12 protein-coding genes are annotated in these 14,327 nt (G+C 73.2%); 5 read left to right on the forward strand and 7 right to left on the reverse strand.

Annotation, left to right across the window (positions count from 1 at the left end; translation table 11 throughout):
* Positions 1–17: 17 nt before the first annotated feature.
* Positions 18–1,562, forward strand: a complete 1,545-nt coding sequence (locus ACFYP3_RS19645) for a glycoside hydrolase family 31 protein (RefSeq protein ID WP_388833890.1) — start codon at positions 18–20, stop codon at positions 1,560–1,562.
* Between the two features lie 62 nt (positions 1,563–1,624).
* On the opposite strand, the gene galK is transcribed toward ACFYP3_RS19645, so the two are convergent.
* Positions 1,625–2,824 carry a galactokinase gene (gene galK, locus ACFYP3_RS19650; protein WP_388833893.1) on the reverse strand — a complete coding sequence of 400 codons (1,200 nt, stop codon included), beginning with the start codon at positions 2,822–2,824 and terminating at the stop codon, positions 1,625–1,627.
* Positions 2,821–3,870: a galactose-1-phosphate uridylyltransferase gene (gene galT, locus ACFYP3_RS19655; RefSeq protein WP_388833896.1), complete on the reverse strand. Its 1,050-nt coding sequence runs from the start codon at positions 3,868–3,870 to the stop codon at positions 2,821–2,823. The genes galK and galT overlap by 4 nt, the downstream gene beginning before the upstream one ends.
* A gap of 97 nt (positions 3,871–3,967) precedes the next feature.
* On the opposite strand from galT, the gene ACFYP3_RS19660 reads away from it, so the two are divergent.
* Entirely contained in the window at positions 3,968–4,828 is an 861-nt protein-coding gene (locus ACFYP3_RS19660; protein WP_388833899.1) for a DeoR/GlpR family DNA-binding transcription regulator, read from the forward strand.
* Here ACFYP3_RS19660 and ACFYP3_RS19665 read toward each other — a convergent pair.
* Positions 4,810–5,430, reverse strand: a complete 621-nt coding sequence (locus ACFYP3_RS19665) for a 2'-5' RNA ligase family protein (protein WP_388833902.1) — start codon at positions 5,428–5,430, stop codon at positions 4,810–4,812. The two genes, ACFYP3_RS19660 and ACFYP3_RS19665, sit on opposite strands and share 19 nt — an antisense overlap.
* Positions 5,431–5,478: 48 nt before the next feature.
* On the reverse strand, positions 5,479–6,291 hold the full coding sequence (locus ACFYP3_RS19670; protein ID WP_388833905.1) for a crotonase/enoyl-CoA hydratase family protein: 813 nt from the start codon (positions 6,289–6,291) through the stop codon (positions 5,479–5,481).
* Positions 6,292–6,427: 136 nt separating this feature from the next.
* On the opposite strand from ACFYP3_RS19670, the gene ACFYP3_RS19675 reads away from it, so the two are divergent.
* Positions 6,428–7,174, forward strand: coding sequence for a hypothetical protein (locus tag ACFYP3_RS19675; RefSeq protein WP_388833908.1), 747 nt, complete (start codon positions 6,428–6,430; stop codon positions 7,172–7,174).
* Positions 7,175–7,250: 76 nt separating this feature from the next.
* Here ACFYP3_RS19675 and ACFYP3_RS19680 read toward each other — a convergent pair whose 3' ends face one another.
* Positions 7,251–9,314 carry a SpoIIE family protein phosphatase gene (locus ACFYP3_RS19680; RefSeq protein ID WP_388833911.1) on the reverse strand — a complete coding sequence of 688 codons (2,064 nt, stop codon included), beginning with the start codon at positions 9,312–9,314 and terminating at the stop codon, positions 7,251–7,253.
* Positions 9,315–9,524: 210 nt separating this feature from the next.
* On the opposite strand from ACFYP3_RS19680, the gene ACFYP3_RS19685 reads away from it, so the two are divergent.
* Positions 9,525–9,944 (forward strand): VOC family protein, encoded by a 420-nt coding sequence (locus ACFYP3_RS19685; protein WP_388833914.1) that lies wholly within the window; start codon positions 9,525–9,527, stop codon positions 9,942–9,944.
* Between the two features lie 240 nt (positions 9,945–10,184).
* Positions 10,185–10,637, forward strand: a complete 453-nt coding sequence (locus ACFYP3_RS19690; protein WP_388833917.1) for a GNAT family N-acetyltransferase — start codon at positions 10,185–10,187, stop codon at positions 10,635–10,637.
* A 159-nt stretch (positions 10,638–10,796) separates the two neighbouring features.
* Here the strand turns inward: ACFYP3_RS19690 and ACFYP3_RS19695 are convergent, their stop codons facing one another.
* Together ACFYP3_RS19695 and helR are read right to left on the reverse strand one after the other, a co-directional pair.
* A complete protein-coding gene (locus tag ACFYP3_RS19695) occupies positions 10,797–11,750 on the reverse strand; it encodes an IS481 family transposase (protein WP_388833920.1) in 954 nt (317 codons plus the stop codon).
* Between the two features lie 108 nt (positions 11,751–11,858).
* Positions 11,859–14,039 (reverse strand): RNA polymerase recycling motor ATPase HelR, encoded by a 2,181-nt coding sequence (gene helR, locus ACFYP3_RS19700; RefSeq protein WP_388833922.1) that lies wholly within the window; start codon positions 14,037–14,039, stop codon positions 11,859–11,861.
* Positions 14,040–14,327 lie beyond the last annotated feature (288 nt).

Consider the following 14,327-nt stretch of genomic DNA (forward strand, 5'->3'; position numbering starts at 1 on the left):
GGAGGAACCCCACGGGCATGACGACACTCGAACTCCCCCTCCTCGACGGGGAACACTGGTGGGGAGGGGCGGTCGCCGAAGGGCGGCACATGCCCTACCCCGACGGCTACGCCTTCGACCTGCGTGACGTGCTGGCCAACCAGGGCATGCCGCTCCTGCTCTCCGACCGCGGCCGCTGGGTGCACAGCGAGCGCGCCTTCGTCTTCACGGTCCGCGACGGCCGGCTGACCGTGCGGACGCACGAAGCGGACGCGGTCGTCGAGCACGGCGAGGGGCACGGTGATCTGCGCGGGGCCTACCGTCACGCGCTCGCCCGCCACTACCCCCCGTCCGGCACGATGCCGGACCCGGTCCTGTTCTGCGCACCGCAGTACAACCTGTGGATCGAGACGGTCTTCGAGCCGACCCAGGAGAAGGTGCTGGCGTACGCGCAGCGCCTGCTCGCGGAGGGCTTCCCGCCCGGCGTGCTGATGATCGACGACCGGTGGAGCAACGACTACGGGGACTGGACCTTCCATCCCGGCCGCTTCCCCGATCCGGCGGGCATGGTCGCCGAACTCCACCGGCTCGGCTTCAAGGTGATGCTGTGGCTCGTCCCGTACGTGACCCCGGACTCCCCCACCGCGCGGCAGCTCGGCGGCCTGGGTCTGCTGGTGCGCGACCGCGGAACCGGCGCGGACGGACGGGCCGCGGTCGCCTGGTGGTGGAACGGCTGGAGCGCCGGCCTCGACCTGCTCGATCAGCGCGCCCGGGCATGGCTCACCGGCCGCCTCGAAGCCCTGCGCGCCGACATCGGCGTCGACGGGTTCAAGTTCGACGGCGGCGACGCGCCCTGGTGGCGCTCGCTCGGGTGCGCGGACCCGGAGGCCTACACGCACGCGTGGAACCGGTTCGGGGCCGACTGGCCGCTCAACGAGTTCCGGGACGCGTGGCGCGCGGCGGGCCTGCCGCTCGCGCAGCGCCAGCAGGACAAGCACCACCTGTGGGAAGGACGCTTCGGGCTGGCGAGCCTGATCCCGAACGCCCTGGCACAGGCTCTGACCGGCCACGCCTTCACGTGCCCCGACATGATCGGCGGCGGCGAGTTCCGCTTCGTCCCGGGTGAGGACGGCGAGGGTTTCGACGAGGAGCTGTTCGTCCGCTACGCCCAGATCGCCGCCCTGTCCCCGATGATGCAGTTCTCCACGGCGCCGTGGCGCGTGCTCTCCCCCGAGGGCCTCGCGATCGTCCGCGCGGCCGCCCGCCTCCACACCGTGTTCGCCCCGGAGCTGCTCGCGCTCGCGGAGCACGCCGCGGCCACGGGCGAGCCGATCCAGCGCCCCCTCGAATGGGCCTTCCCGCACCGGGGATACGCGGCGGTCACCGACCAGTTCATGCTGGGCGACGGCCTGCTGGTGGCTCCGGTGGTGACCAGGGGCGCGGTCGGGCGCGAGGTCGTGATCCCGCCGGGCAGGTGGCTGGCCGACGACGGCCGGTCCTACGCGGGCCCGGCCACGGTCCGGATCGACGCGCCCCTGGCCCGGCTGCCGTACCTGCGCCGGACGGACGCGCCGCAGGGGTGAGGAGCCGCCGGCCGGGGACCCGCGTCCCGCGCCGGCGGCCCCGGCCCGGCCGCGGCCCCGCGCTACCGCGTCCCGTCGGGCGGTGCGAGGCGGCGGGCGCCCGCCGCCGGGGTGACCTCCAGGATGCGCGGGAGGCGGTGGCCGGCGGACCCGAAGGCGGTGGTGACCGACTCGGCCACCACGCCCTCCCGCCCGTCCGCCACGAGGGCGATGACGGAGCCTCCGAAGCCGCCTCCGGTCATGCGGGCACCGAGGGCCCCGGCGCCGAGCGCGGCGCTCACGGCGAGGTCGGTCTCCGCGCAGGAGACGCGGTAGTCGTCGCGGAGGGAGGCGTGGCCCTCGGTGAGGATCGGGCCGAGCGCCGCGGCGTTGCCCTCCCGCAGCCGGGAGACGGCTTCGGTGACCCGGGCGTTCTCGGTCACCACGTGGCGGACCAGCGGGGCGAGTTCCGTCGGCAGGGCCGCCAGGGCCCGCGCGAGTTCCCCGGTGGGCAGGTCGCGCAGGGCGGGCAGGCCCAGCAGCGCGGCCGCGCGTTCACAGCCGGCGCGCAGGGCGGCGTACGCCCCGTCCCCGAGGTCGTGGGTGACGCGGGTGTCGACGACCAGGAGCCGCAGCCCTTGCCCGCGCAGGTCGAAGGGCACCTGAGCGTGGCTCTCCGGGGTGCGGGCGTCGAGGTGGAGGGCGGCCTCGGCGGTACAGCAGACGGAGGCCATCTGGTCCATGATCCCGCAGGGGACTCCGGCGAAGCCGTTCTCCGCGCGCTGGGCGATCCGGGCCAGTGCGGGTCCGGGCAGCCCCAGTCCGTACAGCTCGTCGTACGCGACGGCGACCGCGCACTCCAGCGCGGCGGAGGAGGAGAGTCCGGCGCCGGTGGGCACCGTGCTGTCGAAGTGGAGGTCGGCGCCCCCGACCGGGTGTCCCGCCTCGGCGAGGGCCCAGACCACACCGGCCGGGTAGCCGGTCCAGCCCTTCACCGCACCGGGGGCCAGGGCGGCCACGGCCAGGTCGGTGATCCGGCCGTCGCCCTGCGCGCTGTGCAGCCGCAGCCGTCCGTCGGTGCGGGCACGGGCGGCGAGCAGGGTGGTCTGCGGGAGGGCCATCGGGAGGGCGAAACCGTCGTTGTAGTCGGTGTGTTCGCCGATCAGGTTGACCCGGCCCGGCGCCGCCCAGACCCCGTCCGGGGAGCCGCCGTAGAGCTCCCGGAAGGCGTCCGCGACCCGCTCGGCCGCGCTGTCGTCGTCCCGCTGCACGGTCCCGTTCACGCCAGGGCCTCCCGAAGTCGCCGCGCGGCGTCCTCGGGGGCCACGTCGTTGACGAAGGCTTCCGTTCCGGACTCCGTTCCGGCGAGGAACTTGAGCTTGTCGGGAGACCTGCGGATGGTGAACAGCTCCAGGTGCAGGGCCAGTTCCCCGCCCCCGGTGCGCGGTGCCTGGTGCCAGGCGGAGACGTACGGTGTGGGCGGCGCCCCCTCCGGCTGCCCGGGTACGGGGAACAGCCGGTCGAAGCGGCGCAGCAGGTCCAGGTAGATGCCCGGGAACTCGGCCCGCTCGGCCTCGGTGAGGCAGGTCAGGTCGGGGACGCGGCGGTGCGGGTGGAGGTGCACCTCGTACGGCCAGCGGGCGGCGTACGGCACGAAGGCGGTCCAGTGCTCCCCGGCGGTCACCACCCGCTCGGTGGCGGCGCGGGCGCCCGTGAGCAGGTCCTCGAAGAGGTTGCGTCCGGTGGCGGCGCGGTGGGCGGCCGCGGCGGCGGTCATCTTGGCGGTGCGCGGCGTGACGAAGGGGAAGGCGTAGATCTGGCCGTGCGGGTGGGAGAGCGTCACCCCGATCTCGACGCCCCGGTTCTCGAAGCAGTACACCTGCTCGACGCCCGGGAGGGCGGAGAGTGCGGCGGTGCGGTCGGTCCAGGCGTCCAGGACCAGGCGGGCGGCGGCCGGGGTGAGATCGGCGAATCCGGCCTCGTGCTCGGGGGTGAAGCACACGACCTCGCAGCGTCCCGCCTCGCCCGCGAGGGAGGGGAAGCGGTTCTCGAAGACGGCCACTTCGTAGTCGGCGGCGGGGATCTCGCCGAGCCGGCCGTCCCTGGAGGGGCAGAGCGGGCACTCCCCGGCCGGCGGATGGTAGGTGCGGCCCTGCCGGTGGGAGGCGATCGTGATCCAGTCACCGGTCGCCTCGTCCCGGCGCAGCTCCGGGAGACTGCGCACGCCCTCCAGCGGGCGACGGTCGGGGGCGTCGCGCACGGCGCCCTCGTCGTGGTCGAAGTAGATCAGTTCGCGGCCGTCCGCGAGTTTCGTGAGGGTCTTCTTCACCCACCAAGACTAAACAGTTTCCAAAACAAATCAACAGTTGAGCCCGTGCTATGTTGTTGCTTTCTGAGTGGATTCCGCAGAGCCCGGGAGTGACCTCGTGGCCGAACAGCAGGCTGCGCAGCTGGCCCACCAGCGACGCGCGTTCATCCTCGACGCCGTCCGGCGCGACGGCTCGGTACGGGTGGCGGACCTGGTCGGACGGCTCGGCGTCTCGGACATGACGATCCGCCGGGACCTGGACGCCCTGGCCCGGCGCGGCGCCGTGGAGAAGGTCCACGGCGGGGCCGTCGCCACCGCCGGGACCAGCGGGCACGAGCCCGGCTTCGACGCCAAGTCCGGTCGGGAGGCGGCCGCCAAGGACGCCATCGCGGACACGGCAGCGACCCTGGTGGAACCGGGCAGCGTGGTCGCCCTCTCGGGCGGCACCACGACGTACGCGGTCGCCGCTCGGCTGCTCGACGTCCCGCGGCTCACGATCGTCACCAACTCCCTCCCGGTGGCCGATCTGGTGCGGGCCGCCGACCGCGACGGCGCGGGCACGGCCCCCGCCCTGCTGCTCACCGGCGGCTCTCCCACCCCCTCGGCGGCGCTGGTCGGCCCCCTCGCCGACCTGGTGATCGGCTCCCTCCACGTGGACCTGCTGATCCTCGGCGCCCACGGGGTGACCGAGGAGGCGGGGCTGACCACGCCCAACCTCACGGAGGCCCAGACCAACCGGGCCCTGGTCGCCTCGGCCCGCCGGATCGCCGTCGTGGCCGACCACAGCAAGTGGGGGGTGGTCGGGCTCAGCGGTTTCGCCGCGCTGGACCGGGCCGACTGGTTCGTGACCGACCCGGGCATGCCCGCCCCGGCCCGCGCCGTCCTCAGCGAGGCGGTGGGGGAACTCCTCGTCGCGGGCGAGGAGCGGGGCGGGCAGCACGGCGAGCCGCACGACCGGGGTCACGCCGCGAAGGGCTGATCGCCGTGCCAGTGGAGTCCGCCCGTGCCCAGGCGGATCGTGGCGCGGGGCCGCATGGGCTCCTCGCCCCTGCGGGCGAGCAGCACGATCTCGTCGACCCGCGCCGACGCGCCGCCCAGGCGGGCCGCGCACTCCGCGGCCAGCCGCCGCGGGTCGTGGGTTCGCCCCAGTGACAGGTGCGGCGTGAAGGAGGGGAACCGGCCCCGGCATGCGGGGAAGGGCTCCACCAGCGCCTGCCAGAGCGCCGTCCAGGGGGCCGGACCGGCCGCGGCGGGGTCCAGCCACACGGTGGCGTAGCCGCGGTGCCGGAAGGCGCGCACTCCGCTCAGGCGGACGGGGAACGGCCGGATCCCGCCGGCCGCGGCGGCCAGCAGCGGGGCCGCCGCGGCGAAATCCTCCTCGGGGACGAAGCCGAAGATCAGGTTGACGTGCGGGGGCCAGCGGCGGATCTGGGGGTCGTGCTCGGCCCGGATGCTCTGGATGGCGGGCCACAGCCCGGCCGGCGGAAGCCACGCGACGGCGGTCCGGGGCGTCGGAGCCACCCCGAGGAATCCGGGGGCACCGGCACCGGCCCCGCCACCGGTGGTCGGGAACCCGTTCACACCGCCATGATGCCCCCGGGACACCGGCCGGGGCCGGGCCTCTGCCTCTCAGCCGGTGAAGGAGCCGTGCCGCCCGGCGCCGCCCGCGAACCGGTCGGCCCCCGCCTGCGTCTCCCCCGCGGCGAGCGGAACGAGGCCGTGCCGGTACTCGGCGGCCAGGGCCTCCGCCTCGGATAGCCCGTGCTGTTCCCGTACGGAGAGCCGGTCGTGCCGCAGGCACGTCTGCGGGAACCCGGCGATCTCGTGGGCCAGCCGCTCCGCCGCCCGGCGGGCTTCCCCGAGCGGTACGAGGCGGTTGACGAGGCCGATCCCGTACGCCTCGGCGGCGGTCACGGGGCGGCCGGTGAGGATCAGGTCCATCGCGCGGCTCTCGCCGATCAGGCGCGGCAGCCGCACCGTGCCGCCGTCGATCAGCGGCACGCCCCAGCGGCGGCAGAACACGCCGAAGGTGGCGTCGTCCTCGGCCACCCGCAGGTCGCACCACAGGGCCAGTTCGAGCCCGCCCGCCACCGCGTGACCGCTGATCGCGGCGATCACGGGTTTGGTCAGGCGCATCCGCGTGGGGCCCATCGGCCCGTCGCCCTCGGCCCGGACCCGGTTGCCGCGGTCGGTGCCGACGGCCTTGAGGTCCGCGCCCGCGCAGAACGTACCGCCCTCGCCCCACAGCACGGCCACGGACGCCTCCTCGTCCTCCTCGAACGCACGGAAGGCATCGGCGAGTCGGGCCGCCGTCGGCCCGTCCACCGCGTTGCGGACGCCGGGGCGGCTGAGGATCACCGTGCGGACCGGGCCGTCGCTTTCGATCCGGACGGCAGCCGGTTCGGCGGGCGGCGTCCCCGTTGTCTCGGAGGTCGTGGCCACGGCGGAACTCCCTGGGTCGTGTGGTGTGCGGACGCCCACTGTGCAGCAATCGCGCGGGCGGCACGAGAGGGCGGGATCCCCCCGGACTGCGGCGGCCGCCGCACGGACCTACGCTGCGAGAGGGAGGTGATGCCCGATGTCTGTACCCCGGGCATCCGCGGCCCGCTGCGCGGCCGCCGGAACCGTCACTCTGTTGATGTTCGCGGGCCCCGGCGCGGGCGCCGCGCGGGCCGATGACAACGGAATCGCCGACAAGAGCGCCCCGGCCATCGCCGCGGCCGCCCGCGAGGCCATGTCGGGGCTCACGTCCATGCGCATGGCGGCCAAGGTGACCGACGCTTCGGGCACCACCGCGCTGGACCTGCGGTTCGACGCGCGGGGCAACTGCGTCGGCACCGTCTCCCCTCCCGGCGATTCCGGCACGGTCGACGTCGTCAAACGCGGCGACGACGTGTGGATGAAGCTGGACGACAAGCTGCTGCGGGCCCAAGTGCCGGGTGGTGCGGCCGACGACGCGATCGCGCTCATCAACGGCCGCTACGTGCACGGCACCACGAGCAGCCCGATGCTGAGCGACTTCGCCGAATTCTGCGACCTCGACTTCTACAAGAAGGAGTTCACCTCGAAACCGGCGAACGAACAGCTCGACAAGGGTGCGCGCACCACCGTCGGCGGCCGTCCGGCCATCACCGTCAACAGCCGGCAGGGCGAGCGGACGGGCACTTACCAGGTCTCCACCGAGGACGAGCCGTACCTCCTGCGCATCCAGGGCACCGACGAGTCCGGCGAGCGGGTGGAGGCCACCTTCTCCGCCTTCGACGAGCCCGTCCGGGCCGAGCCCCCCGCCCCCGCCGACTCGGTCGACCTGTCCGAGCTCCAGTAGCGACGGGGACCGACCGCGATCACCTGCCCCGCTGCGGCGCGGGCCGCTCCTGCCGCCCCGTGATCGCAGGGCGGGTTCACGGCGTGCGGTGGACCCGGGCGAGGACGAGGACGGTGTCGTCGGTCGGCGGAGCGGACAGCAGGCCGGCCAGGGTGCGGTCCGCCATGTCCTCCAACGAGCCCTGCGCTGAAGCCAGTTCGGTGCGCAGCGCGTCGAGTCCGGCCTCGATGTCCCGGCCGCGCGCTTCGATGAGGCCGTCGGTGTAGAGGACGAGGACGGCGTCCTTGGGCAGTTCGACGTCCGTCGCCCGGAAGGGGCAGCCGCCGACGCCGAGCGGTACGCCGAGGACCTCGTCGACGGTCTGCACCGTGCCGTCCGGGTGGAGCACCAGGGGCGGGGGGTGGCCGGCGCTGGCGACGCGGGCGCGTCCGGTGCGCGGGTCGTAGACGATGTACAGGCACGTCGCGAGCTCGATGCCGGACTCCTGGGCGCACGCGTCGAGTTCGGTGAGCAGGTCCTCGGGCTCGCTGTCGTGCCGGGACAGGGCCTGGGTGGTGATGCGCAGGCGGCCCATGGCGGCGGCGGCCGTCACCCCGTGCCCCATCACGTCGCCCACCACGAGCGCGACCCGCCCGTCGGCCAGGTTGATCACGTCGTACCAGTCTCCGCCGACCTCGGTGATCCGGCTGCCGGGCACGTACCGGTGGGCCACGTCCACGTACGGGCTGCTCGCCAGGGCGGTGGGCAGCAGCGCCCGCTGCAGGGTGAGGGCGATGTCCTGGACGCGGGAGTACAGCCGGGCGTTGTCGAGGCAGATCGCGGCGCGCGAGGCGAGCTCGCCGGCGAGGTTGACGTCGTCCTGGGTGAAGGCCGGCCGGCCCGCGGACCGGCCGAACATGGCGATGCCCTGTACGGTGCCCCGGGCGATGAGCGGGGCGACGAGGACGCCGACCACGCCGCTCTCGGCGAAGAGCCGCGCGCGCGACTCGATGGCGACGGTCCGGGCCAGGAACTCCTCGTTCACCACGGCGGCGACGGCGCGTCCGGTGCCCAACATGTCGTGCATGACGGAGCCGGGCGGGTACCGGACCTTGTCCACCCCGCTGACGAGCTCGATCGCTGGCCCGGGGAGGATCGTGCCGGAGGCGATCCTGCGGGTGTACAGCGGCCGGGCCGGGTCGAAGTCCTCGGACTCGTCCATCCATTCCACGATTTCGACCACGGCGCCGTCGCAGAAGTCCGGCATCGAGGCGTCGACCAGCTCCTGGGCCGTCTGGTTCACGTCGAGGGTGGTCCCGATGCGCGTGGAGGCCCCGTCCAGCAGGGCGAGGCGCCGGCGGCTGGCGGTGGCTTCCAGGATGGCCTGCTCCCGGTCCGTGACGTCCACCATCAGTCCGCCCACCCCGGGGCGGGAGCCGACCGCCTCGCTCAGGGGGAAGAAGCTCACCGAACGCACCTGGTCGCGGTCCGGATGCCCCTGCGGGCGCATGCCGACCAGCGCCCCGACGACCGGTTCGCCGCCCTGGGCGACGGCGCGGAGCATGCGCTCGTACTCCCCCCCGTCGGACATGATCATGATCTCGTCCATGCGGCGCCCGAGGTGCGCCTCGATCGGCAGGCCGTCCATGTCGGCGAGCACCTGGTTGAGGTGGACGTACCGGAGGTCCGGGTCGAGCATGACGAGGCCGATGGGGCAGGTCTCGAAGAGGGCGTCGAGGAAGGCGAGGTTGGTCTTGACCCGGTCGAGTTCGTCACTGCGGCTCGCCAGGCCCATCACCACCGGGCTGCTGCCGGCTCCGGTGACGGGGAAGACCCGGAAGCCGCAGGCGAAGGCCGTGCCGTCCCGGTGCCGCGCCGCCAGCTGGCCCCTCCAGTACCCCAGGGTCCGGCCGTTCTCCGCCAGCCGGGCACCGGAAGCGGACGCGCCCCCGATCTCGTCGGCGAAGAGGAGAGCGGCGGGCTTGGACAGGATGGAGGCGGCGTCGTGCCCGAAGAGCTCCCCCGCGCCGGGCCCCCAGTAGCAGACGAGGCCGCGGTCGTCGATGCCGAAGACGGCCACGCGCACGTGTTCCAGCAGCGTCCCCGGCTCGGACCAGAACGGGCCGTGAGCCTCCTCGCCCCCCGGCCGAGCCGATGGCACGAGACGACCCCTTCCGCCCGCCGATACCTCCACCCATTATGCGGACGCCGCCGTGATTGCGCGGGGGCGGGCCGCACGGGCCACCCCCTCGGCAGGGGGATCTGTTTTCCCGAACGGGGTGCCGCGAGGGCCGGGGAGTCGGGCCGCGCCCTCGGTGGGGCTTCCCCTAATCTGGCAAAAACTGCCGCATCTTAGCGAAGGGGAAATCCCGTGCCTTCTCGCCTCAATCCCTACATCAGCTTCAACGGCAACGCCCGGCAGGCCATGGATTTCTACAAGGACGTCTTCGGCGGCACCCTGACGGTGAACACGTACGGTGACTTCGGCAGCGGCAAGGAGGCCGGGGGCTCCGACGACATGATCATGCACAGCATGCTCGAGACCGAGAACGGCTTCACGCTCATGGGCGCCGACAACCCGCCGGGGTCGGAGAACAAGCCAGGGAACAACATCGCGGTGAGCGTGAGCGGCGACGAGCCCGAGGAACTGCGCGGCTACTGGTCCAAGCTCTCCGCCGGCGGCTCGGTCACGGTCCCGTTGGAGAAGCAGATGTGGGGCGACGTCTTCGGCATGTGCACGGACCGCTTCGGCGTCATCTGGATGGTCAACATCGTCCAGCCGGCCGCCTGACCCACGCCGCCGGACCCGGTCCGGACAGCGCCCGGGCCGTCCCCTCCGGTTCCCGGGAGGCGACCTGGCAGCCCCGTGCGGCGGGCCACCCGTCCACGATGGCACCCCGGCGGCCCGCTTTGCTCCACCCCGGCACCTGACCCCGCCGCCCGGCTGCCGCATGATCGATTCCCCGCACCGGTGGAGGAGCGCCCGCGCCCCTCCACCGCCGCGTTCCACCGATCACGGGAGCCCCGCCACATGTCCGACATCAACGTGCGCGCCGTACGGGCCGAGGACTTCGCCCAGTGGCGCACCCTCTACCGCGGCTACGCCGACTTCTACCAGGTGGAGCAGACCGAGGAGGCCGCTGCCACCGTGTGGTCCTGGGTGACCGACCCCGGCCACGAGGTCGGCGCCCTGGTCGCCGAGGACGCCTCCGGCCGCCTCCTGGGCCTGGCCCACTACCGCCCGTTCGCCCGGCCGCTCTCCGCGACGGTCGGCTGCTTCCTCGACGACCTGTTCGTGGCGCCCGAGCACCGCGGCTCGGGCGCCGCCGACCGGCTGCTCGGCGCCCTGCGCGAGCTCGCGGCCGAGCGCGGCTGGAGCGTGGTCCGCTGGATCACCGCGGACGACAACCACCGCGCCCGGTCGAAGTACGACCAGGTGGCCACCCGCACCATGTGGGTCACCTACGACATGGCACCGAACTAGGCCGTCTCTTCCGAATCTTGCCTCGCCCGCGCCGCCCGGCACCGCACCTCGCCGCGTTGGCGGAGCACCCCAGTACGTCCAGTACAAGGGCGCCCCGCCAACACGCCGATGCACGGCACCGGACCACGCGGGCGTGACCGGCAATCCGAAAGAGACGACCTAGGTGTGTTGTCCGGGCAGGTTGGTGACGCGGCTGGCGGGTGTTTGGCCGTGGATGCCGGTGTGGGGTCGGTGGTAGTTGTACCAGTCGATCCAGTCGGTGAACGCTTCCTGGCGTTGCCGGTCTGAGGTGTAGGGCCGGTGGTAGGCCCATTCGTCGAGCAGGGTGCGGTGGAAGCGTTCGACCTTGCCGTTGGTCTGCGGCCGCCAGGGCCGGGTCCAGTGGGGGCTGATGCCCAGCTCGCTGCAGGTCTGGCGCCAGGTGTTCTTGCTGTAGGCCCAGGCGTTGTCGGTCAGCACGCGTTCGACGGTGATGCCCAGGGACGCGAACCAGGCCGTGGCCCGGGCCAGGAATCCGGCGCAGGTCGCGGCGGTCTCGTCCGGGAGGTCTTCGGTGTAGGCCAGGCGGGTGTGGTCGTCGAGAGCGGTGTGGAGGTAGGCCCAGCCGGTGCCGGTCTTGTTGCGGCGGCCTTCGGCCCGTCCGAGGGTCTTGTGGCCGCCGCCGTCGGGGATCCGGCCGAGTTTCTTGACGTCGATGTGGACGAGTTCGCCCGGCCGGGCGCGTTCGTAGCGGCGGACGGGTTCGCCGGTGGCCCGGTCAAGTACGGCCAGGGGCTGCAGGCCGTGCCGGACGAGGATCCGGTGGGCGGTCGAGGGCGCGATGCCGCATCGGGCGGCCAGCCTCAGGGGTCCGATCCGGTGCTCGCGCCGCAGGCGGATGACGTGTTCCTCCACCTCGGCCGGGCTCCTGCCCGGCTGGTGGTGTGGCCGGCTGGAGCGGTCACTCATTCCGGCGACGCCCAGCAGCCGGTAGCGGGATGCCCAGCGGGCCGCGGTCGTGTGGCTGACCTGGAAACGCTCTGCCGCCCGCCGAAGCGGCCAGCCGTCATCTACGACACAACGGGCCAGGCGCAGTCGTCCGGTCTCGGTCAGTGGGGCATTACGGTGGGGCACGAGGGCCTCCTGGAGTCGGTCGAGATGTCGCAATCCCCACCGAGCCAGAAGGCCCTCACCCGTTCAAGCACCCAGCACGCGTGTCACCAACGTCCCGGGACAGCACACCTAGGCCGTCTCGGAGCTCGTGAGGATCACGAGCTGCCGGGTCGCGCGGGTCATCGCGACGTAGCGGCTGACGGCTCCCTCGACGCCCTCGCCGAAGGTCTCCGGGTCGATCAGGACGACGAGGTCGAATTCGAGCCCCTTCGTCAGCTCCGGCGTCAGCGACCGGACGCGTGACGTCGGCCGGACCGCGCCGACGCCCGCGTCACCGGTGGCGATGACGCAGGCGACCCCCTCCGCATGCTCGGCGAGCCACGTGTCGAGGACCGAGTCCAGCTCCGCGACGGAGCCGTGCGCGACGGGGATGCCGCTGCTGCGGATGGAGGTCGGCACGTTGGCGTCCGGGAGCGCGGCGCGGATCGCCGGCTCGGCGTGCGCCATGACCTCTTCCGGCGTGCGGTAGTTGACGCTGAGGGAGGCCACTTCGATCCGGTCGAGCCCGACCCGTTCGAGCCGTTCCCGCCACGACTCCGTGAACCCGTTCCGGGCCTGGGCGCGGTCGCCGACGATGGTGAAGCTCCGGGACGGGCAGCGCAGCAGCAGCATCTGCCACTCCGCGTCGGTCAGTTCCTGCGCCTCGTCCACGACGATGTGGGCGAACGGGCCCGCCAGGAGGTCCGGTTCGGTGCCCGGCAGCGCGCTCTCGTCGACCAGGGTGTCCTGGAGGTCCGCTCCGTGCAGCATCCCCACCGCGCCCTCGCTCTCGTCGATCACGACGTTCTGCAGCAGGCTGTCGATGGCGTCGGACCGGCGCGCGCGTTCGGCGGCGACGGCCGCGTCGTGCCGGCGCTTGCGTACGGAGGCCTCCGCGTCGCCGAGCCGCTGGCGGGCCGCGTCCAGGAGCGGCAGGTCGGACACCGTCCAGGCGCGCGGGTCCGTGCGCTGCAGCGCACGCACCTCGTCGGGGCCGAGCCAGGGGGCGCACTTGCGCAGGTAGGCGGGGACCGACCAGAGGTCCGCGACGAGGTCGGTCGCCTCGATCATCGGCCACGCCCGGTGGAGGGCCCTGAGCAGCTCCCGGTCCTGGAGCAGCGCCCTCCTCAGCAGGTGCGGCGGGGCGTCGCTGTCGTCCTTGTCCATGAGGATCGTGGCCAGCTCCTCGCGGATCTGGTCGTGCGCCTCGTTGTGCGGGGTGCCGAATTCCACCGCGTCGAACGCCACGGCCCAGTCGTCGGCGCTCAGCCACAGGTCGGACCAGGGGGTCTCGACCTCCATCCCCTCGGTGGGCGGCTCCTCGTAGATGCGGACGGCCGCCTCGACCGCCTTCACCAGGGCGGCGGACGACTTCAGGCGGGCCACGTCCGCGTCGGTCTCGACCACCGCCGCCGCCCCTTCGGCGACGAGGTGGCGCAGGGTACAGGTCTGCACGCCCTCCTCGCCGAGGCTGGGCAGGACGTCGGCGACGTACGCCAGGTAGGGCTCGTGCGGGCCGACGAAGAGCACGCCGCCGCGGCGGTGGCCGAGGCGGGGGTCGGAGTAGAGCAGGTGCGCGGCCCGGTGCAGGGCGACGACGGTCTTGCCGGTGCCCGGACCGCCGTCGACGACGAGGGCGCCGCGGGATCCCGCCCGGATGACGGCGTCCTGGTCGGCCTGGATGGTGGAGAGCACGTCGCGCATCCGCGGCGAGCGGTTCGTGCCCAGGCTGGCGATGAAGGCGGACTGGTCGTCGAGCGCGGCGTGCCCTTCCAGCCCGTCGGCAGTGAACACCTCGTCCCAGTAGTCGCTGATCCGGCCGCGGGTCCAGCGGTACCTGCGGCGGCTCGCCAAGCCCATCGGGTTCCCGTGGGTCGCCGCGAAGAACGGCTCGGCCGCGGGAGAACGCCAGTCGACCAGCAGCCGGTGCCCGGTGCTGTCGGTGAGGCCGAGGCGTCCGATGTACACGGGCTCGGCGTCGTCCGCACCGACCACGTGCCCCAGGCACAGGTCCAGGCCGAAGCGGCGCAAGGTGCGCAGGCGGCTGGTCAGGCGGTGGATCTCGGCGTCCCGGTCCATCGCCTCGCGGCCGATGCCGCCGGGTGCCCTGCGGGTGGCCTCCAGGCGGTCGGACAGTTCGGCGATCGACTGCGCGAGGCTCTCCGAGATGGCTGCGAAGTGCTGCTCGTCGCGGTCGATCAGCGCCGCGTCGGCCTTGCCGGAGAGGTGCTCGGGAAGGTCGAACGCGCTGGTTGTGGCCAGGGGGTTCACGGCATCAGCTCCGATCCGAGGTCGTAGGACGGACAACTCGACAACAGCGCACACACGTGGTGGATCTCCCGTTTCTGCAGGTCGGACCGCGGTCCGCGAAGTCTGCCCCACAGCCGGGGCCTTGCCGCAAGCCCCCCGGTGCGCTATAAGTTGAGAGTGGCAAGGAGTGGTTCGACCTCCTTGCCTTTTTCTTTGCCCTCGCGGCCTCCCGCCATCAACAGAATCCTCCTCGTTTATAGGCTTATCCGACTGATGCATTCCGCAGGCGCGATCCGCACGCCCGTCAGC

The sequence above is a fragment of the Streptomyces sp. NPDC005533 genome, assembly GCF_042871845.1.
Lineage (GTDB): Bacteria > Actinomycetota > Actinomycetes > Streptomycetales > Streptomycetaceae > Streptomyces.